The sequence below is a fragment of the Saccharothrix ecbatanensis genome, assembly GCF_014205015.1.
Lineage (GTDB): Bacteria > Actinomycetota > Actinomycetes > Mycobacteriales > Pseudonocardiaceae > Actinosynnema > Actinosynnema ecbatanense.
The window spans coordinates 8216586-8237439 of sequence record NZ_JACHMO010000001.1 but is presented as its reverse complement, the minus strand read 5'-3'; the positions used below and the strand labels follow the sequence as shown (position 1 = coordinate 8237439).

General features: G+C 71.5%; 15 protein-coding genes and 1 pseudogene. 4 read left to right on the top strand and 12 right to left on the bottom strand.

Translation table 11 applies throughout. The annotated features are described in order from the left end of the window. Window positions 1-43: 43 nt before the first annotated feature. The 6 genes from F4560_RS36410 to eno form a co-directional block, all read right to left on the bottom strand. Entirely contained in the window at window positions 44-1666 is a 1623-nt protein-coding gene (locus tag F4560_RS36410) for a peptide ABC transporter substrate-binding protein (protein WP_184927619.1), read from the bottom strand. Between the two features lie 140 nt (window positions 1667-1806). After that, a complete protein-coding gene (locus F4560_RS36405) occupies window positions 1807-2757 on the bottom strand; it encodes a Ppx/GppA phosphatase family protein (RefSeq protein ID WP_184927618.1) in 951 nt (316 codons plus the stop codon). 120 nt (window positions 2758-2877) lie between these two features. Continuing rightward, window positions 2878-4335, bottom strand: coding sequence for a lytic transglycosylase domain-containing protein (locus F4560_RS36400; RefSeq protein ID WP_221483765.1), 1458 nt, complete (start codon window positions 4333-4335; stop codon window positions 2878-2880). A gap of 163 nt (window positions 4336-4498) precedes the next feature. Beyond that, on the bottom strand, window positions 4499-4990 hold the full coding sequence (locus tag F4560_RS36395; RefSeq protein ID WP_184927617.1) for a DUF501 domain-containing protein: 492 nt from the start codon (window positions 4988-4990) through the stop codon (window positions 4499-4501). Then, window positions 4987-5352 (bottom strand): FtsB family cell division protein, encoded by a 366-nt coding sequence (locus F4560_RS36390; RefSeq protein WP_184927616.1) that lies wholly within the window; start codon window positions 5350-5352, stop codon window positions 4987-4989. Before F4560_RS36390 ends, F4560_RS36395 begins: the two co-directional genes overlap by 4 nt. 278 nt (window positions 5353-5630) lie before the next feature. Beyond that, a complete protein-coding gene (eno, locus tag F4560_RS36385; RefSeq protein WP_184927615.1) occupies window positions 5631-6917 on the bottom strand; it encodes a phosphopyruvate hydratase in 1287 nt (428 codons plus the stop codon). A gap of 106 nt (window positions 6918-7023) precedes the next feature. On the opposite strand from eno, the gene F4560_RS36380 reads away from it, so the two are divergent. The 3 genes from F4560_RS36380 to F4560_RS36370 all read left to right on the top strand — a co-directional run bounded on the left by F4560_RS36380 (window position 7024) and on the right by F4560_RS36370 (window position 8703). Beyond that, window positions 7024-7833 (top strand): alpha/beta fold hydrolase, encoded by an 810-nt coding sequence (locus tag F4560_RS36380; protein WP_312869683.1) that lies wholly within the window; start codon window positions 7024-7026, stop codon window positions 7831-7833. A gap of 91 nt (window positions 7834-7924) precedes the next feature. Next, window positions 7925-8302 carry a tetratricopeptide repeat protein gene (locus F4560_RS36375; RefSeq protein WP_184927613.1) on the top strand — a complete coding sequence of 126 codons (378 nt, stop codon included), beginning with the start codon at window positions 7925-7927 and terminating at the stop codon, window positions 8300-8302. After that, complete coding sequence (locus F4560_RS36370; RefSeq protein ID WP_184927612.1) at window positions 8299-8703, top strand: DUF6968 family protein; 405 nt, start codon at window positions 8299-8301, stop codon at window positions 8701-8703. The genes F4560_RS36375 and F4560_RS36370 overlap by 4 nt, the downstream gene beginning before the upstream one ends. A 128-nt stretch (window positions 8704-8831) precedes the next feature. On the opposite strand, the gene F4560_RS45160 is transcribed toward F4560_RS36370, so the two are convergent. After that, window positions 8832-9677 (bottom strand): lytic transglycosylase domain-containing protein, encoded by an 846-nt coding sequence (locus F4560_RS45160; protein ID WP_312869682.1) that lies wholly within the window; start codon window positions 9675-9677, stop codon window positions 8832-8834. A gap of 152 nt (window positions 9678-9829) precedes the next feature. On the opposite strand from F4560_RS45160, the pseudogene F4560_RS36360 reads away from it, so the two are divergent. Continuing rightward, window positions 9830-10215, top strand: a pseudogene (locus F4560_RS36360) (FTR1 family iron permease); the annotation flags it as partial. A gap of 205 nt (window positions 10216-10420) precedes the next feature. On the opposite strand, the gene F4560_RS36355 reads toward F4560_RS36360, so the two are convergent. From F4560_RS36355 to F4560_RS36335, 5 genes are all read right to left on the bottom strand, one after another. After that, window positions 10421-13603 (bottom strand): S41 family peptidase, encoded by a 3183-nt coding sequence (locus F4560_RS36355; RefSeq protein WP_184927611.1) that lies wholly within the window; start codon window positions 13601-13603, stop codon window positions 10421-10423. A 94-nt stretch (window positions 13604-13697) separates the two neighbouring features. Continuing rightward, window positions 13698-14612, bottom strand: coding sequence for a nucleoside triphosphate pyrophosphohydrolase (locus F4560_RS36350; protein WP_184927610.1), 915 nt, complete (start codon window positions 14610-14612; stop codon window positions 13698-13700). Beyond that, window positions 14609-15553, bottom strand: a complete 945-nt coding sequence (locus F4560_RS36345) for a SurA N-terminal domain-containing protein (RefSeq protein WP_184927609.1) — start codon at window positions 15551-15553, stop codon at window positions 14609-14611. The genes F4560_RS36350 and F4560_RS36345 overlap by 4 nt, the downstream gene beginning before the upstream one ends. A 13-nt stretch (window positions 15554-15566) precedes the next feature. Further along, complete coding sequence (gene mfd / locus F4560_RS36340; RefSeq protein WP_184927608.1) at window positions 15567-19130, bottom strand: transcription-repair coupling factor; 3564 nt, start codon at window positions 19128-19130, stop codon at window positions 15567-15569. Window positions 19131-19170: 40 nt separating this feature from the next. After that, window positions 19171-20808 carry a transposase gene (locus tag F4560_RS36335; RefSeq protein ID WP_184927607.1) on the bottom strand — a complete coding sequence of 546 codons (1638 nt, stop codon included), beginning with the start codon at window positions 20806-20808 and terminating at the stop codon, window positions 19171-19173. Window positions 20809-20854: the final 46 nt, after the last annotated feature.

Genomic DNA, 20854 nt, shown 5'->3' with positions numbered 1-20854 from the left:
TCCGGGTCTGGAACCCGGACCGGCCCGTGCGGAACCCCTGGTGCTACGCGACTTCCACCGTGTAGAGGTCCAGCCTGCGGAACGGGTCGAGGTTCGCCACCTTGAGCCGGTCGGAGCGGCCGGCGATGGTGTTCTGCGTCCACAGCGGGATCATCGGCAGGTCCTCCGCGAGGATCCGCTCGGCTTCGAGGTACAGCTCGATCGCCTTCTCCTCGCTGGCCGCCTTGTCGGCCTCGGCGAGCTTCGCGTCGAACGCCGGGTTCGAGTAGCCGCCGTCGTTCGAGGACGAGCCGGTCCGGTACAGCGGCGTGAGCCAGTTCTCGATCGACGGGTAGTCGGCGATCCAGCCCGCCCGGTACATGCCCGTCATCTCGTGCGCGTTCACCTTCTGCCGGAACTCGCCGAAGCTGGTCGACGGCGCGAACCTGGCCTCGACACCGAGGGTGTTCTTGATGCTGTTGGCCACCGCCTCGGCCCATTCCGTGTGCCCGCCGTCGGTGTTGGACAGCAGCACGATCTCACCGGTGTAGCCGGACTTCGCCAGCGCCGCCTTGGCCTTCTCCGGGTTGTACTCGCAGTACTCGCCGCACTGACCTGGCTTGTAGCCCTTCATCAGCGGGTGCACCCAGCCGTCGGCCGGCTTGCGGGTGCCCTCGAAGATGACCTTGCTGATCTCGTCGCGGTTGATCGACATGGAGATCGCGCGGCGGAGTTCGACGTTGTCGTAGGGCTTGAGGTAGAACGGGAACGCGATGGTCTGCATGTTCAGCGTCTCGCGCTGCACCGCGCGTTCGCCCAGGTCGGTCTCGTACTGCTTGCCGGCCAACGCGTTGGGCGGCAGCTCCTCCAGGAAGTCCAGGTTGTTCGCCACGAGGTCGGCGTAGGCCGATTCACGGCTCTGGTAGACCTTGAGCGTCAGGTCCTTGAACTTCGGTTTGTCGGTGCCCTTGTAGTCGTCGTTGCGGGTCAGCTTGATGTCGCTGCCGACCGTGCGCGAGACGTACTTGAAAGGCCCGTTGCCGATCGGGTGCTTCTCGAAGGCCAGGCGGTCCTTGAAGAACGCCTCCGGCAGCGGCGCGAACACCTCGTAGCCGATGGTCACCGGGAACACGGCGAACGGCTCGGACAGGGTGATCTTGAACGTGTGGTCGTCCACGACTTCCAGGCCGGACAGGGTTTCCGCCGTCGGGGCGGGCGCTTCCTGCGGGCCGTCGCGGCCGTCCGGGTCCTTGGGGTGGACGGCCGCGAAGCCGTCGATCTGGGAGAAGAAGCTGGCGCCCTGGGTGGCGTTGGGCCCGTAGGCGGTCCAGTTCCAGGAGTCCACGAAGCTCTTCGCGGTGACCGGGCTGCCGTCGTGGAACAGCCAGCCCTGCTTGATCTTGACGGTGAAGACCTTGGAGTCGGTGGTCTCGATCGACTCGGCCATCGCGTTCACCGGCTGCGCGTCCTCCGCGCGGTACTCGACCAGGCCGGTGAACATCGGGTCGAGGACGCGGCTGCCGCCGGCCTCGGTGGTGTTGCCGGGGACGAGCGGGTTCTCCGGCTCGGTGTTGAAGATGGTGATTGCGGCATCGGTGTTCGAGGCCGCCGGGGTGTCCGCGGCGCCGCAGGCGGTCGCGACCAAAGCGACCGCGACGGCCGCTGGGACTAATCGTGCACGTGACATTGGGTCCTCCCACCTGATCGGGGTTAACCGAACAGAGTCGACCGCTTTCAAAGCGTGGGAGGAACGCTATTGCGACAGTGAGCTGGGCCATACCGGTGACGGCGTCACGGCTTGATCACGATCAATCCCAGTTGACAGCTTCAGGCGAGGGAGAAGGCGATGCCGTCGAGGATGTCGTGCTCGCTGGAGACGAGTTCCGTCACTCCGCGCGACTCCAGGTGGTCGGCCAGCGTGCGGACGATCAACGCGCCGCCGCAGATCACGTCCACGCGGCCGGGGTGCATCGGGCCCAACGCGGCGCGCTCGTCGTGACTCATCGTGAGCAGCTTGGCGGTGGTCTCGCGGATCCGGTCGAGGCCGATCCGGGCCAGGTGGATCTCCGCCGGGTCGTACTGGGGCAGGTCCTTGGTGAGCGCGACGAGGGTGGTGACGGTGCCGGCGACGCCGATCCAGGTGTTGGTCTTCGCCGTGGGCACCGCTTCGAACGCCTCGGCGAGGATGTCCCTCGTGACCCGGACGGCCTCCTCGACGTCGGCTTCGGTCGGCGGGTCGCCGCGCAGGCAGCGTTCGGTGAGCCGCACGCAGCCGATGTCGACGGACCGGGCGGCCTCGACGTCGCCGAGCACGCCGTTCCAGGCGCCGAGGACGAGTTCGGTCGACCCGCCGCCGATGTCGGAGACGAGGAAGGGGCCTTCGCCCGGGTCCAGATCGGACACGGCGCCGGTGAAGGAGAGGCGGGCTTCCTCGTCGCCGGTGATGACTTCGGCTTCGACGCCCAGGACTTCGCGGGTCATGTCGAAGAACCGGTCTTTGTTGGCGGCGTCGCGGGTGGCGGAGGTGGCGACCATGCGGACGCGCTCGGTTCCCTTGCGGCGCAGGATGTTCGTGTAGTCGACGAGCGCGGCGCGGGTGCGGGCGATGGCGTCGGGGTGCAGCTCGCCGGTGGCGTCGACCCCTTGGCCCAGCCGGACGACCCGCATCTCGCGGTGCACGTCGCGCAGCGACCGCTCGCCACTGTCCGAAGTGGTCACGTCGGCGACCAGCAGGCGGATCGAGTTGGTCCCGCAATCGATCGCGGCCACGCGTGCCATGCCCGGGTTCCTTCCCTGCCGGTGGGTGCTGCCCCGAACACTAGTCGCCGCACCACCCGCCTGACCCGTGACGTGCGCGGGCCTGGCGTCGGCAGGGCTGGGTGAACGGACCGGGAGGGCTCAGTTCGGCTGCATGGACGACGTGGTCGGCGACGGCTCGGCGGACGAGGCCTGGTCGCCGGAGGTCGTGCCGCTGTCCGCCGTGGTCCCCGCCGGAGTGGTGCCCTCCGGCGTCGTGCCCTCCGGCGTCGTGCCCTCCGGCGTCGTGCCCTCCGGCGTCGTGCGCTCAGAGGTGGTGGCCTGCGGCGTCGTCGGTTCCGGGGTGGCGGCGGCGGACGATGTGGTCGCCTGCGGCTCGGAAGTCGTCGCCGGGGGCTCGGTGGTCGTCGCCGGGGCCTCGGTGGTCGTCGGCACCGGCGTGGTCGTCGTCGTGGGCGGCGTGGTGGTGGTCGGCGTCGGGCAGCCCGGCGGCACGGAGGGTGTCGTCGTGGGCGTCGTCGTCGGCGTGGTGGTCGTGGTCTCCGTCGGCGTCGTCGTCGGGGTCGGGCACGGCGTCGGAGTCAGCGGAACCGTCGTCCCCGGACGCGTCGTGCTCGTCGGCGGGTTCGTCGTGCCCTGCGACGGCGGCGTCGTGGTGCCGGGCAGCGTCGTGCCCGGAGGGGTCGTGCCGGGCGGCGTGGTGCCGGGCTGCTCCGGGTTGCCGGGGGTCACGCCGGGCCCGTAGTCGTCGTCCGAGCCGACCACGTCCGGCAGCGGGGTGACGCCCTTCGAGTAGGCATCCGCCCAGAACAACACCGTCCGGACGTACTCCTCGGAGTGGTTGTACCGGAACACCGACCGCGCGCGCTGCACCGGATCGCTCAGGTCCGCGCCGTACGCGCACAGGTAATTGCCCGCGCCGATGGTGGCGTCGTAAATGTTGTTCGGGTTCTTCTGCCCGTCGCCGTTGCCGTCGGCCTCGTAACCGGCCCAGGTGGACGGGATGAACTGCATCGGGCCCACGGCCCGGTCCCAGGTCCGGTCGCCGTCGAACCGGCCGCCGTCCGTGTCCCGGATCGCCGCCACACCGGGCCCGCCGTCCAGCACCGGCCCCACGATGGGCTTGACCGTGGTGCCGTCCTCGGCGACCCTGCCGCCGTGCGCGTGCCCGGACTCAATCCGGCCGATGCTCGCCAGCAACGGCCAGTCCAGCTTGCAGCCGGGCGTGGTGCGGGCCAGCCGGTCCGCCGCGCGCATGTAGGCCTCGAGCATGACGCCGGGGATGCCGTGCTGCCCTTCGCGCAGGTAGCCGCCGTCCAGCGGGGGCAGTTCGTCCTCGAACTCGGACGGGTCGTCGGCGTCGTCGAGCAGCGCCGCGCTCAGCTCGTCCGTCTCGGGCAGTCGGCCGGTGGCGCCCAGGGCGCCCCGGTCCTTCAGCGACAGCGTGCCCAGCACGTCACCGGGACCGGGGGGAATGGCCTCGACCCCGGACCTGCTCGACAGGTTGACCCAGTCGACCGGTGTGGCGCCGTGCAGCAGGGCGGGGATGAGCATCGCGGCGGTCGCCGTCGCGGCGAAACCCCATTGCCGTGGCGTCATCGTGCCCGGATGGACCTTGGTCCTCTTCCGCACACGACGTTTGCTCTTCGGCACAGCCACGAACTCCCCAATAGTCGTTACCCGGCCTCGACCCAGAGTGCCTGATCCGAACGGCGGTGTCACTCTTACGTGCCTGTGGATGTCCGAAGAACTGCCCGTTAGGTCACTTTTTCACTGTTGACGCGCAGTCACCGCTCGGCCACCATTCCGTGAGCCTGTCCAGGGCCTCGTCGCCGAACGGGTTCACCCCCCGGCCCGCTGCCAGCGAGTGCGCCACGTGGACGTGCAGGCACTTGACCCGGTCCGGCATGCCGCCCGCGGTGACGGTCGTCCCGAGCGGTTCGATCGCGTCGCGCTCAGCCAAGTACATCTCGTGCGCCCGGCGGTAGTGCTCGGCCAACTGTTCATCCGTGGCCAACCGGTCGGTCATCTCCTTCATCAGCCCGGCGCCCTCCAGCCGGCTGACGTACGAGTTCAACCGCGAGCAGGTCAGGTAGTACAGGGTCGGGAACGGGGTGCCGTCCTCCAAGCGCGGGTTGGTCTGCACGACCGCCGGGTGCCCGCTGGGGCACCGCGCGGCGACCTCCCGCATGCCCCGCGGCGCGCGCCCCAGCTGCGCCGCCACCGCCGCCCTGTCCTCGTCACTGACCGTCATCGCGCCGCCGCCGAATCCCACAGTTGCTCGTACCACGCCTTGTCCTGGGCCGGTTTCGCGGCCGGTCGTTGTTCGTCGATCTCACGCTCCGCGTCACCGGGGAGCTGCACGATGTAGGGCGTCTCGCCGGGCCGCACGTAATGCAGCCGGCGACGTGCCTCGGCCTCCACGTGCGCCGGGTCCGCCAGTTCGCGCTTGCGCTGCTCCAGCTGGGCCACCTCGACTCGCAGGGTCTCGTGCGACGCCGTTACCTCGCGCAGCTCCTCGCGTTGCGCCAGGTACGTCCTCAGGGGCACGGCGATGCTCAGCGCGAGCGCGCACACCACCATCGCCAGCAGCGCGGCACGCCGGGTGCCGGTCATGCCGAACGCGCCACCGGTGCCCGCGCCCGCCCTGGTCCGGGCCTTCGACTGCGGCTTGCGCGCCGTCGGCCTCGCCTGGGGCCTCGCGCGGCCCTTGTCGGTCTTGCGGTCGGCCGCGCTGGAGGCCGTACGACCAGCGGTTTTACCGTCCGCCCTGCGACCCGCCGCGGTGCGATCCCCTGCTCGGCGGTCGCCGGACCCGCGGTCCCGACCGGCGGCAGGGCTGACTCTCGACGTGGCGTCCCGGCCACGTCGAGGGGCCCGTTCCCGCGGCGCCATCAGCTCTCCGGCGTGTACCGCGGGAAGGCCAGGTCGCCGGCGTACCGCGCGGCGTCGCCCAGGGCCTCCTCGATGCGCAGGAGCTGGTTGTACTTGGCCGTGCGCTCACCGCGGGCGGGCGCGCCGGTCTTGATCTGGCCGACGCCGGTGGCCACCGCGAGGTCGGCGATCGTGGTGTCCTCGGTTTCGCCGGAGCGGTGCGACATCATCGACTTGTAGCCGTACGAGGTGGCCAGGGCGACCGCGTCCAGCGTCTCGGACAGCGTGCCGATCTGGTTGACCTTCACCAGCAGCGCGTTCGCCGCACGCCGGGAGATGCCCTCCTCCAGCCGCTCCGGGTTGGTCACGAACAGGTCGTCGCCGACGATCTGCACGCGTTCGCCCAGCTCGGCGGTGAGCTGCACCCAGCCGTCCCAGTCGTCCTCGGACAGCGGGTCCTCGATCGACACCAGCGGGTAGGCGTCGACCAGCTCCGTGTAGTAGCCGGTCATCTGCTCGGCGCTGCGCTTGGACTTCTCGAACGTGTAGGCGCCGTCGGAGTGGAACTCGGTGGCGGCCACGTCCAGGGCGAGCGCGATGTCGCGGCCGGGGGTGTAACCGGCCTTCTCGATCGCGACCAGGATCAGGTCGAGCGCGGCGCGGTTGTTGGCCAGCGCGGGCGCGAAGCCGCCCTCGTCGCCCAGGCCGGTGGACAGGCCCTTCGACTTCAGGACCGCCTTCAGCGCGTGGTACACCTCGGCGCCCCAGCGCAGGGCCTCGCGGAAGCTCTCCGCGCCGATGGGCGCGATCATGAACTCCTGGATGTCCACTTCGGTGTCGGCGTGCGCGCCGCCGTTGAGGATGTTGAGCATCGGCACGGGCAGGACGTGCGCGTTCGGGCCGCCGATGTACCGGAACAGCTCCAGGCCGCTGGACGTCGCCGCCGCCTTCGCCACCGCGAGCGACACGCCGAGGATGGCGTTCGCGCCCAGGCGGGACTTGTCCGGGGTGCCGTCCAGGTCGACCAGCTTCTGGTCCACCACGCGCTGTTCGACGGCCTCGATGCCGACCAGTTCCGGACCGATTTCGTCGAGCACGGCCGTGACGGCGCGTTCCACTCCCCGGCCGAGGTAGCGGCGGGGGTCGCGGTCGCGCAGCTCGACCGCCTCGTGCTCACCGGTCGACGCGCCGGACGGCACCGCGGCGCGTTCCAGCGTGCCATCGTCCAGCGCGACCTCAACCTCGACGGTCGGGTTGCCGCGCGAGTCCAGGATCTCGCGGGCGCCGACCTGCTCGATGACCGCCACGTGCGCTCCCTCGTCAGACTGCGTACCTGTGACGAGCCTAGTTGGTGCAAGGTGTGGGACGGCCCCGGCTCGCTCGGCGGGGCGTCACCGGGAAGGGGTTTCACGCGTGGTTCACGTGACGCGGGGTGGGGACGGGCCGTTGCTGGTGCTGCTGCACGGGCTTGGTGCGACCGGGTCGGTGTGGCGTGGGGTCGCGGAGTCGTGGCCCGGGTCGTGGATGGCGGTGGACTTGCCGGGGCACGGTCGGTCGGCTGCTTTGGACCGGTATTCGTTCGGCGCGTTGGCGGCGGCGGTGGCGGCGGTGGTCCCTGGTGGGCCGGTGGCGGTGCTGGGGCACTCGTTGGGTGGTGTGGTGGCGTTGACGCTGGCGAGCGGGTGGTTCGGGGTCGACGTGCGGGCCGTGGGCGGGGTGGGGATCAAGCTGCGGTGGACGGCGGAGGAGTTGGAGCGGGCGGCTTCTATGGCGGTGCGGCCGGCGCGGGTGTTCGGGACTCGGGCGGAAGCTTCGGTGTGGGCCGGGAAGCTGGCGGGGGTGCCGTTGGAGGACGGTGTGGTTGAGGTAGGCGCCGTGGCTGGTGCGGGCGGCTCGGCGGGGGTAGTCGGGTCTGGTGAGCCGGTCGGCTCGGGAAGGTCCGGCAGCTCGGGCGGGGTCGGCGAGGTGGACGGGTGGAGGGCGGCGCTGGATCCGGCGGCGTTCGGGGTGGGCGCGCCGGACGTGGCGGGGTTGCTGGCGGTGGCGAAGGCGCCGGTCGTGCTGGCGGCGGGCGAGACGGACCACATGTGCCCGCCGGAGCACCTGCCGGCGGCGCAGGCGGGTGGAATAGTCCTGCCTGGCGTGGGGCACAACGCCCATGTGGAGCAACCCTCGTCGATCAAGCCGGTGCTCGACCGGCTGCACGCCGCACTGGTGGGGTGACTCGTGGGCAGCCCATGTGGTGACACGCCGATTCCGTCATCCGGTCGGCTGTCGAACCGGGGCGGGGTGCGCGGGTAGCGTTGATCGAACTATGACGGACAGCACCTTCGAGGCGTTCCGCCGAGCCGAGGCGCTGCTCGCGGACCGCCGACCACTGGAGGCGCTGCGCGAGCTGCGAGTCGTGCTCGAAGCGGCGCCGGAGCGGGCGAGCGTGCAGCTGCTCGCGGGTCGGGCCTACCTGGGTTCGGCCCAGTTCAAGCGTGCCGAGGCGGCGTTCCTGAAGGTGCTGGAGTTCGATCCCAGCGACCACTACGCGCGGTTCGCGTTGGGGCGGACGTTGCAGCGGCAGAACCGGTTGACCGAGGCGTTGACGCAGCTGCGGATGGCGGCGGCGATGAACCCGTCACCGGAGTACCAGGAGGCGTTGGGCGAGGTCAGCGCGCGTCTGGCGGTAGAGCGCGACCGATGACGGCTTACCGGCTCGGTGAGGTCGTGGCCGAACGGCGCCTGGAGTGCGTAGCCGGGGACGGCGCCCGGACTCCTGTCGTGATCCGCTTCGGCAGACCCCACCCCGATCCGCTGAGCACCAACGGCGACTGGTGCTGCCCGCACCAGATCGTGGGGTTGGGTGACGAGACCGTCGGCGCGTCGTTCGGCGTCGACTCACTGCAAGCCCTACTGCTCAGCGTGTACCGCGTGCGACTGAAGCTGGCGGACCGTGCCACGGCGGCCTCGGTGGACCTCGACTGGCTGGGCCTCCCGGACCTGGGCCTCACGGTCACTCCGACCACGACCCGACCCACGAACCCGCCCACGCAGGCCCCCGGTGCCAACGACCACGCCGGTCCCGACCAGCACCACCCGGCCTGATCGACCGCACCAAGTTGCCCGGCCGCGCGACCACACATGCTTCGCGCGCCCACCTGCTTCGCGCGACCACACATGCTTCGCGGGCGTCCCGTCCAGGGGACCCCTGTCTTTATCTTGGCGGTGGGCACTCAGGTGTTGAGGCTGGCGCGCGCATACGCGTCGGCGCCGCTGTACACGTTCTGCCCGTACTCGGTCGAGTTGTTGTAGTCCAGCACCGCATTCCACCAGCCCTCGCCGGTGCCCAGATCACGTCCACCCGAACACAGGTACCGCGCCGCGGCCAGCGCTGCGTCGTCGATGTTCTGCGGATCAGGGCTCTGGCCGTCCCCGTTCGCACGCACCGCGTAACGCGCCCAAGTCGTCGGGATGAACTGCATCGGACCCACCGCCCGGTCCCACGTCGTGTCACCGTCCAGCACGCCACCGTCGCTGTCGGCGATCGCCTTCACGCCCGGTGAGCCGTCCAGCGGGATACCGACGATCGGGCTCGACGGCCGACCGGCCTCGTCCAGACGCCGACCGCCGATGGTGCCGTGGTGCGACTCGATCCGACCGATACCGGCCAGCGTCGCCCACGAGATCCGGCACGACGGGTCCTGGGTCCGCATCATCAGGTCCGCCACGGCATACGCCCGCAGCGCACGCGCCGGGACGTCGATCTTCTTGGACAACGACGCCGCCCACGCGTCCAGCGGTTCGACCGTCGCGGCCTCCGGGTCGCCGGAGCCTGGCGTCGGCACCTGACCGGCCGCACCCGGCGCGGCGGCACCGGGCTGCACTTCCTGGAACGGCACGGGGAACGGCGGATCGGCGGCGGGCCTCGGCGAGGACCTGTTCAACGCGCCCAGCGCCCACGCCCCGCCCGCCACGAAAGCGAGCAGGAGGAGCACCAGCGCCAGGCGTCCGACGAGGTTGCCGGCATCGCCGCGCCCCGGAGGGCGAGGCTCGGTCTTCGACGGCGGCGGGACGACCACCGCCCCAGGCTACGTGCTCGCCATGAGTGCCCGAGGCCACTTCGCGCGGCGATACGTCCCGAGTGCCTGTTATGCGGGGTTAAGTGCTGTTTGTCCCACTAGACGTGACAGCGCAGAGCAGCCTTAGTTGACTCCGCGTGAGGACGGCCGCCGTGCTTCTCGGCAACGGGCTCATCGGGCTGCGCGAAGGACTGGAAGCAGCCCGGGTCGTCGGCATCCTGGTCGCGTTGCTGGTCAAGACCGACCGCCGGTCCCGATTGCCGCACGTCTGGCTGGGCGTCGGCGCGGCCGTCGCGCTGTCGATCGTGTCGGCGCGATCGTCACGTTCACCACCGCCACGATGACGTTCGAGCAGCAGGAGGCGTTCGGCGGCGGCATGTCGCTGCTCGCGGTGGCGTTCGTCACCGGCATGATCTTCTGGATGCGCGCCACGGCCCGCACGATCGCCGCCGAGCTTCGCGGCAAGCTGGACCGGGCGTTGGAGATCGGCCCGGCGGCCGTCGTCACGCTCGCCTTCCTCGCCGTCGGGCGCGAGGGCGGCCACCGGGGCGACACCCTCCTCCGCGTGAGTCCTACGTTCAGAACGCGCGAGTCGTACCTTCAGGACCACCGTGTCCTACGTTCAGGACCCCCGAATTCAACGCTCAGAACAAACGATCTTGTACTGAGCGTTGAACTCGGGGGTCGCGAACGTAGGACTCACGCGTTCCGAACGTAGGACTCACGGGTCGCGAACGTAGGACTCACGGGGTTAGGGGTGGGAGTTGGGGTGGGGTGGCGGCCGGGTGGGTGGAGAGGGCCGCGAGGGCCAGGCGGACGGCGGTGTCCAGCTGGGGGTCGCGGCCGGCCACGCGGTCCTGCGGGGTGATCACGACCTCCACGTCCGGGTCCACGCCGTGGTTCTCCACGTCCCACCCCGGCCCGGCGAACCACGTCGCGTAACGCGGCTGCGTCACCAAGGTCCCGTCCACCAGGCTGTACTGCATGTCGATCCCGATCACCCCGCCCCACGTCCGGGTGCCGACGACCGGACCGATGCCCATCTCCTTGATCGCCACGTTCACGATGTCCCCGTCGGACCCGGCGAACTCGTCCGCGATCGCCACCACCGGCCCGCGCGGCGCGTCACCGGGGTAGCTCACGGCCGTCGTGTACCCACGCGCCACCGACCAACCGATGATCTTGCGCCCCAGCTTCTCCACCACCAGCTCGGACGTGTGCCCGCCGCCGTTCTCCCGCACGTCCAGCACCACCGCCTCACGCGCCAGCTCCACCCGCAGGTCCCGGTGCAGCTGCGCCCAGCCGGCGCCCATCATGTCCGGCACGTGCAGGTACCCGACCCGCCCATCGGTCAGCTCGTGCACGCGCGCCCGCCGGTCGGCCACCCAAGCGTGGTAACGCAGCGGCTCGTCGTCCCGCAACGGCACCACCACGACCCGACGCGGCTCACCGCCACCACCCGGCCGCACGGTCAGCTCCACCGGCTTCCCCGCCGCACCGACCAGCAGCGGCGCGGGGCCGGTCAACGGGTCGACCTGCCGCCCGTCGACCGCCACGATCGCGTCACCCGCCCGCACCGCGACCCCGGGAGCCGCCAACGGCGACCGCGCCGCCGGGTCCGACGTCTCCCCAGGAATCACCCGCACGACCCGCCACGCGCCCGCCTCGTCCCGTTCCAGGTCCGCGCCGAGCAGCCCCACCGCACGTCCACGCGCCCCACCGTGAGCAGGCATGACGTAAGCGTGCGACGTCCCCAACTCGCCCTGGACCTCCCACAGCAGGTCCACCAGGTCGCTGTAGCTGCCGAGCCGGTCCACCAGCGGCCGGTAGCGCTCCAGCACGCCCGCCCAGTCCACGCCGCCCATGTCGGTGCGCCAGAAGTGGTCCCGCATCAGCCGCCCGGCCTCCGCGTACGACTGCCGCCACTCGGCCGCCCGGTCCACCACCACCCGGATCCGGGACAGGTCGACGTCCACCGAGTCGCTGTCGTCCGAGTCGACCTTCCGGTCCGTCGGCACCACCCGCAGGTCGCCGCGGTCCTGCACGACCATCCGCTGCCCGTCACCGGCCACGTCGAACGCGTCCACGCCGTCCTCCAGCGTCTCGGTGCGCGACTTGGCCAGGTCGAACCGCTCCAGCGACGCCCGCGGCGGACGTGCGGTCGGGCCGGCCAGGTTGTCCCCCAGCACCCCGCGCAACGGCGACCGCAGCCACAGCAGCCCGCCCTTCGCCGCGGTCAGCGCCGAGTAGCTGGCCGCGGCGACCGGCACCGTCACCACCCGGTCGGCCAACCCCTCCAGGTCGACCACCGTGATCGGGTTCTCGTCGTCCTTGTCCTTGTCCTTGTCGTGCGAGTCGTCCCCGACGGACCGGCCCAGGCGCAGCGGGTCGAACGGCGACGGCGTGGTCGCGGCCAACGGCAGCAGGTAGGGCCGGCAGCCGGTCGGGAACGACAGGTCGAACACGTGCGCGTCGTACACCGGGTCGAAGCTGCGGACCGACAGGAACGCCAGGTAGCGGCCGTCCTCGGTGAACGTGGGCGAGAAGTCGGAGAACCGCAGCGGCGTCACGTCCACCACGGACAGGTCGGTGGTGTTGGTCATCCGGATGTGCTGGAGCGGGCGCGGACCGGGGTGCGACCAGGCAAGCCAGTTCGAGTCCGGGGAGAACGCCAGGTCGCTGACGTGCGGGTTCGCCCCCTTCAGGACTTCACGCACCTCGCCGGACTCGACGTCCACCAGCAGCAGCCGCCCGTCGTGCGTGGCGACGGCGAGGCGGCGGGCGTCCGGCGCGACGGCCATCTCCAGCACGCGTCCGAGCTTGCCGACGGCCACGCGGCGCGGCTCGTTGCCCGGCTCCACGCCGCCGACCGGCGAGAACTCCAGGCCCTCCTCGCCGTCCGCGTCCGTCACCCACACGACGTTGTCGCCGACGACGCGCGGCAGCCGTGCCCGCACGCCGGGCTGTTCGGCCAACGCGCGCACCGGACCGTCCCTGTGCGTCACCCAGTGCACGGTGCCGCGCACCTCGACCACGCTCGCGCGGCCGGTCTTGTCCGGGTGGAAGTCCTCCGGGCGGGACGACACCGGACGCGGCCGGCGGGCCGTGCGGGGGCCTCCCAGCACGATCTCCAGCCGACGCGGTGACGCGCCGTCGAGGTCGTCGAGCAGCCACAGCTCGCCCGCCTGCTGCCAGACGATCCGCTCGCCGTCGCTCGACGCCACCCGCGCGTAGAAGTCCTGCTGCCCGGTGTGCCGACGCACGTCCGTCCCGTCCGGGAGGACCGAGTACACGCTGCCGACGCCGTCGTGGTCGGACAGGAACGCGATCCGGTCCCCGATCCACATCGGCGACGTCAGCGAGGACGTCAGCTCGGGCAGGATGCGGACGAACTCGCCGTCACCGTCGTCGTCCACCCACAACTTGCCCGCCGCGCCACCCCGGTAGCGCTTCCACCACGCGGGGTCGTGGCCATAGACGGAGGTGGTGACGACCTGGCCGGACGGGCCGAACGACACGTCGTCCACCCAGCCGAACGGCAGCCGGCGTGACGGGCCGCCGTCGGTGGGCACGGCGTGCGCCCACTGCCGGTTGGACGACGCCTGGCCGGTGGCCGTCACCGCGACGACCTCGCCGGCGGACGTCCAGCCGCGCACGGAGGTCGAGTAGTCGCCCCAGTAGGTGAGCCGGGTGGCCTCGCCGCCCTCCACCGGCGCCAGGTGGACCTCGGGCGCGCCGTCACGGCGGCTGGTCCAGGCGAGTCGCGTGCCGGTCGGGTCGAAGCGGGGGAAGGACACCGGCACCTGGTCGGCGGTCACCCGCCAGGCCCGGCCGCCGTCCAGCGGGGCGAGCCACACGTCGTCCTCGGCCACGAACGTCACTAGATCGCCGTGCAGGTGCGGGAAGCGGAGGTAGGCCTCGGTCACCCTCTCGACGTTAGCGCGCCGTTCACTCCCGGTTGAGGCGGGCCGGAAGCTTCACTGCGGCATCGCGCCCGGACGTCACCGGACCGGGGAACGCTCAGGCAGGCCAGTGGGCGCGCCAGTCGGCCGCCGTCAACGCCGTCACACCGGCCGCGCGGGCGGATCGCTCGGCGGCGCGCACGTTCGCCTCGAACCGACGCGCCACCGCCCGCAGCTCGGTCTCCGGGTCCTCGCCGGCCAGCTTCGCCAGCGCCGCCACCGCGAACAGCGTCATGCCGGTGTCGTCGCCCTCGGGCAGCAGGTCCACCGGGAACCCGGCCCGCGCCACCCGCTGCGCGAGCTTGGCGGCCAACGCCACCGCGGGCTGCCCGGCGGCCACCCCGTCCACGCTGGATTCCCGCTGCTTCTCGACCTGCTTCAGCTCTTCCCACCGGTGCTGCTGGGACGTCGCGTCGTGCACCGCCGGGTCGTGGCCGGAGAACACGTGCGGGTGCCGGCCGACCAGCTTGGCGACCAGGTCACCGGCGACCTCGTCGATGCCGAACGGCTCCTGGGCGTCCTCCGCCGCGATCCGGGCGTGGAACAGGACCTGCAACAGCACGTCGCCCAGCTCTTCCCGCAACGCCGCCCGGTCGCCGTCCTCGATGGCCTCCAGCAGCTCGTAGGTCTCCTCGACCAGGTACTGCCGCAGCGACTTGTGGTCCTGCTCGGCGTCCCACGGGCACCCGCCGGGCGACCGCAGCCGGTCCATCACGGCCGCCGCGTCCAGCAGCGGCACGGCCGGGGTGCGGATCACCGGGGCGCCGGCCGAGATCAGCTCGCGCGCCGCCGGTTCGTCGGGGTTCGTGGTCAGCAGGACGACCGACGGGCCGGCCGAGAACCCGGCGACCGGTTCGGCCGACCACAGCGCGGCCTCCACGCCCTCCCCCGCGTACACCACCGCCGCGCTCCGCAGTGCGGGCAGCGCGGCGGCGGGAAGTACCGGGGTGGAGCCTACGACGACAACGGTCACGGGGACGTCTGCGGAACGGTCGCCTGGTAGCCGCTCATCTCGCCCTCGCTGGGCGCGAGCGCGATCGCGGTGCCGTCCCACTTCCCGTACCGCGGGTTGATCTGGATCTCCGGGTCGCCCGCGAGCGACTGCACGAGCCGCAGCCCGATCTGCTCCAGCAGCTGCGGCGTGAGCTGCCCGGTGGACGACTCGCCGGACGTCCGCACGTCCGTCTTGCGGTCCGTCACGTAGGCGACGATCCACTGCGCGCTGCTCGGGTCCGGCGCGAACGCCACCACGCTGCCCGCCGGCACGCCGAACAGCGGCGACTGGGCGGCCTGCGGCGAGTCGGCCGACCGCACCCGCTGGCCCTTCCGGGACAGCGCCTGGCCGTCGGCGCTCTGCGGCGCGTCGGCGACGAACTCGGCCATCTTCGCCGGGTCCTTCGCCACCTGCTTGGCCTTCTCGACCGCCTCGGCGTTGTCCTTGGCGAAGAAGTAGTCGAACGTGACTTCCATCCGGTCCGCGTACTTGCGCGCCAGCTCGACCAGCAGCAGCTGGTCCTTGGCCCGCTCGCGGAAGGTCACCGCGTCGTAGACGGTGTTCTGCGAGGCCACGTCCGCGCCGCCGGCCTGCGCGACCGACTCGGCCACGGCCTCCTCGGACACCGTGACGCCCTCGCGCTGCGCGGCCAGGCCGATCAGCTCGTGCTGCACGCCGAGCGTGACCAGCTGACGGGCGACCTGGTCGAGTTTGCGCTGGTCGTGCAGCTTCTGGGCCTCGGGCTCCTTCTTGAGCACGATCTCCAGCCGCTGCTGCACCTGCTCCAGCGGCAGCACGGTGTCGCCGACGATCGCGGCCGAGCCGACGTGGGCCGGGCCGTTGCCACAGCCCGCCACCAGCAGTGCCACCGCGGTGACAGCCGCGCCGATCAGGGTGAAGCGCCTCTGCACAGTCCTCACGACCAGTACCTTCTCATGTCCGCGTGACGCCGCTCACGGGAGTCCCCGCCAACGACTCCAGGAATCCGGCGCACCAGTCCAGCAGCTCCTGGTCGCGCAACTCGGGTGCGCCCATCCGGCCGCCGGCCGCGCCCTCGGTCGGCCGAGGCAGGCTGACCGTGTTGGTGGTCGGCTTGTGGACCGCCTTGGGGAACAGCCGGCGCATCCGCACCATCTGGCTGTCCTTCAGCTCCAGCGGCGCGAAGCGGATGGTCGTGCCCTGGGTGGCGACCTCCGTGACGCCGTGCGCGCGGCACGTCTGCCGGAACCGGGCCACCGCGAGCAGCCGTTCGACGGGCAGCGGCGGGGTGCCGTAACGGTCCTTCAGCTCGTCCCAGACGCTCTGGAGCGACTCGGCGTCGCCCGCGGCGGCGATCTTGCGGTACGCCTCCAGCCGGAGGCGTTCGCCGGGCACGTAGTCGTGCGGGATGTGCGCGTCCACCGGCAGGTCGACGCGGACGTCGGCCAGCTCCTCCTCCAGCTCGCCCTCCGCGCCGGCGTGCTTGCGGAACGCCTCCACGGCCTCGCCGACGAGCCGCACGTACAGGTCGAAGCCGACGCCCGCGATGTGGCCGGACTGCTCGGCGCCGAGGATGTTGCCCGCGCCGCGGATCTCCAGGTCCTTCATGGCCACCGCCATGCCCGCGCCCAGCTCGGTGTTCTGCGCGATCGTGGCCAGCCGGTCGTGCGCGTGCTCGGTCAGCGGCGACTCGGGCGGGTACAGGAAGTAGGCGTAGCCGCGTTCCCGGCCACGGCCGACGCGTCCGCGCAGCTGGTGCAGCTGGGCCAGGCCGAGCATGTCGCCGCGTTCCACGATGAGCGTGTTGGCGTTGGAGATGTCCAGGCCGGTCTCGACGATCGTGGTGCACACGAGCACGTCGTACTCGTTCTCCCAGAAGCCCTGGATGATCTTCTCCAGCTTGTCCTCGTTCATCTGGCCGTGCGCGGTGATCACGCGGGCCTCGGGGACAAGCTCGCGGATGTGCCGGGCGGCGCGTTCGATCGAGGACACCCGGTTGTGCACGTAGAAGACCTGGCCGTCGCGCAGCAGCTCGCGCCGGATGGCCGCGCCGACCTGCTTGTCGTCGTAGCCGCCGACGTAGGTCAGGATCGGGTGCCGCTCCTCGGGCGGGGTGAGGATCGTGGACATCTCGCGGATGCCCGCCAGCGACATCTCCAGCGTTCGCGGGATCGGCGTGGCGGACATCGTGAGCACGTCCACGTGCGTGCGGAGCGCCTTGATGTGCTCCTTGTGCTCGACGCCGAACCGCTGCTCCTCGTCCACGATGACCAGGCCGAGGTCCTTGTAGCGCAGGCCCTTCTGGAGCAGGCGGTGCGTGCCGATGACGATGTCCACGTCGCCCTCGGCCAGGCCCGTGATGGTCTGCTCGGCCTCCAGCGCGTCGGTGAACCGGGACAGGCCCTTGACGTTCACCGGGAACGCGCGCATCCGGTCGGCGAACGTGTTCAGGTGCTGCTGGGCGAGCAGGGTCGTCGGCACGAGCACCACGACCTGCTTGCCGTCCTGCACCGCCTTGAACGCGGCCCGCACGGCGATCTCGGTCTTGCCGTAGCCGACGTCGCCGCAGATCACCCGGTCCATCGGGACCGTGCGCTCCATGTCGGCCTTGACCTCGTCGATCGCCGCCATCTGGTCGAGCGTCTCGGTGAACGGGAACGCGTCCTCCAGCTCGCGCTGCCACGGCGTGTCCTGCGCGAACGCGTGACCGGGCGCGGCCTGGCGGGCGGCGTAGAGCTGCACCAGCTCGGCGGCGATCTGCTTGACCGCCTTCTTCGCCTTGGCCTTGGTGTTCTTCCAGTCGCTGCCGCCCAGCTTGTTCAGCGTGGGCAGCTCGCCGCCGACGTAGCGGGAGACCTCGTCCAGCTGGTCGGTCGGCACGAACAGGCGGTCGCCGGGCTGGCCGCGCTTGCTGGAGCCGTACTCCAGGACCAGGTACTCGCGGGTCGCGCCGGCCACCGTGCGCTGCACCATCTCGACGTACTTGCCGATGCCGTGCTGCTCGTGCACGACGTAGTCGCCGGCGCGCAGGGCCAGCGGGTCCACCGCGTTGCGGCGGCGGCTGGGCATGCGGCGCATGTCCTTGGTGGACGTGCCGTGCCGCCCGCCGGTGAGGTCGGTCTCGGTGAGCACGACCAGCGCCAGCTCGGGCAGCGAGAAGCCGTCCTCCAGCGCGCCGCGGACGACCGTGACGGCGCCCTGCTTGGGCACGGTGTCGAGGACGTCCCGCAGGACGACGTTGACGTCCGCTTCGCGCAGCTGCTCGGTGGCCCGCTGGGCGGTGCCCGAGCCGGGGACGACGAGGACCGCCGTGCCGCCGGAGACGGTGTGCGCGCGCAGGTCGGCGAACGCCCGTTCGATGTCGCCCTGGTAGGCCTCGACGTGCTTCAGCTCCAGCCGGACGACGTCCTCGCCCTCGGTGGTGAGCTGGCTGAGCGTCCACCACGGCCGGTTGCCGGCCCGCGCGGACTGCGCCACGTCGGCGAGGCTGTGGTAGGCGCTGGCGTCCAGGTCGATGGGGCTCTGGCCGCCGCCGGCCGCCGCCATCCAGGAGGCCTCCAGGAACTCCTGGCCGGTGCGCACCAGGTCACGGGCGCGCGCCCGGATCTTCTCCGGGTCGTTGAGGACGACGTGCGTGCCCTCGGGGACGACGTCGGTCAGGAGCTGGAGCTCGCCCTCGCAGAGCGCCGGGATGAGGGCTTCCATGCCTTCGGCCGGGATGCCGTTGGCGACCTTCTCCAGCAGTTCGTGCAGGTGGGCGTCGGCGGCGTGCTGTTCGGCCAGCACGGCGGCCTTGCCCTTGACCTGCTCGGTCAGCAGCAGCTCGCGGCACGGGGCCGCGGTGAACGCGTCGACCTCCTGCGGCAGGGACCGCTGGTCGGCGACCGAGAAGGGGCGGATCTCGCTGACCTCGTCGCCCCAGAACTCGACCCGCAGCGGGTGTTCGGCGGTCGGCGGGAACACGTCCAGGATGCCGCCGCGGACCGCGAACTCGCCGCGCTTCTCGACCATGTCGACGCGGGTGTAGGCGACCTCGACCAGGTTCTCGAGCAGCGCCTCGAAGTCGTGCTCGGAGCCCACGGTCAGGTGCACGGGCGTGAGGTCGCCGAGGCCGGGCGCCATCGGCTGGATCAGGCTGCGGACCGTCGTGACGACGACCTTCAGCGGGTTGCCCTCGGGGTGGGCCAGCCGGCGCAGCACCTGGAGCCGAGCCCCGACCGTGTCCGCGCGGGGGGACAGGCGCTCGTGCGGCAGCGTCTCCCACGACGGGAACAGGGCGACCTGGTCCGGGCCGATGAGGTCGCATAGGACGGCCTTCAGGTCGTCCGCCTCGCGGCCGGTGGCGGTGACCGCCAGCACGGGCGCGCTGTTCGAGAGGGCCGCCGCGACCAGCGGACGTGCCGCCGGGGGGCCTTCCAGTTCGAGGTCGGGCACGCCGACCGAATCGGCGAGGGCGCGCAGGGCCTTGTCGGGCAGGACAGCGGTCAGCAGGCCGGACAACGGGCCGGGCTGGGGCATTGCGGTGGCTCCCCTGGGGGTGAACGCGGACAGACCGTTCCTAGTCAGCAAGCAGGAGTGGGTCTTGGACCCGCTGCTGGTCACTGCGCACATCCCGAACGGTGGTGGATGTGCTGGGTCGCCGCGTTCTCGTCCCGTTCGGCGGCACGCTTCGGTGGGCGTGGTCCGTGGTGGGCGGGCGGTTTCCGTCACGCCTGCGGTCACCTGGTGCGGTCTGGGCGGTCCGATGCCCGCGACGATCACTCCGGTCGTCGTGGGGCGGTGCCGTCCGTCGCCGGATCGGGTGACCGAGGGCGCGTCGTCCGATCGCGACCGCAGCCGCGTCGTGACGGGTCATGGTGCGCTTGCCGGTGGTCAGCGGCTTGCGCCAGTGCTGGTCGCCCCACCTGCTGGTGTACGCGGGGTCGACCGCGACGATCGCAATGCCGGTTACGGCGGCCATCGACACCAGTCGGGCCTTGAGCTTGCCGGTGGGCATGCCGGAGATCAGTTGCCGGAACCGCTTTCGGCGGCCGTGTTTCTCCCGGGTCTTCTCGGTGGAGAAGTCCAGGTCCTCGACCGCGATCGCGGTGACGCCGGTCTGCTCGGCCCAGTGCAGAAGGCGGGTGAGGGCGTGGCGGATCTGGGCGTCACGGTGGGCAGCGGTGCCGGACAGGTCGAAGAAGAACCGGTGCGGCCCGCCGACCGGGTTGCCGTGCCGATCGAGCCGGTGGCAGGCGAGGTGGTCCGCGTTGAAGTCCACGCCGACCACCCCGGCCGCGCGGGCTGTGTCCCACGGGATGGCGGGCGTGGGCGGGCGCTGCCAGGAGGCCGTGATGTACCAGCGGCCACGGTCCGCGTCGTGGTGCACGCGGTAAGCCACCGCCAGGTCGTTCCCGACCTGGTCGGCCCACTCCCCGCCGCGGTGCCGGAACTCCACGGACGACGCCAGGACGTACCGGCCGTGCCGCGCGTTCGCCAAGTGCGCCAGCGGCGCGGGCAGCCTGATCGACACCTCGCCGTCGAGCGTGACGCGGATCGTCTCGTTGCCCCCGCGTTTACCCGACTCGCCGTCCGCCGACAGGAACCAGCGTGCCGCCTCCCACCGCGCCCGCCACTGCTGCCCGGACAACCCGGCCTCGCCCAGGTGATGGCGGGTGTTGAGCAGACGTCGCCCACCTCGCACAACCCGGACCCGCCCCGCTCCTAGATCTCCCTGGACCGCAGTGAGTCGATCCGCCAACGCCGCCAGGCGTCGTGATTTGACGAACCACTCGTGCTTCGACCGGTAGCCGCCGGGCGCGCCTTTCCCGCCGGGTGCCCCCACCGGCAACGACAGACGGTGTCGGATCATCGCCACCCCGGTCTCCAGAGCCCGCACATGCGCAGCCCGGCACCGTCGCGCCAACGCCCACTGATCGTGCGTGGACTTGGTGATGCTCCCCGCCCACCGCGACGACGACCCTGACGTCAGCTCCCGCTTGCGCGCCGCCCACCGCCCGGCGGAATGCCCCGAACCGTCCGCGCACCGGACCTTGAGGTCGCCGGAAGCCAACGACCCCAGATGCCGCCCCAACAGACGCAACACCCGCTCGTCCTCGACCGTCAGGCCCCTGAGACGATCCCGGACCGACACACCCGACGGCCCCGGCACGACATACGACGCCGCGATCGACCGACTCGGCCTGACAACCCCCATACAGCCCACGCTATCGAACGTATGAACGAACATGGGGAAGATCACC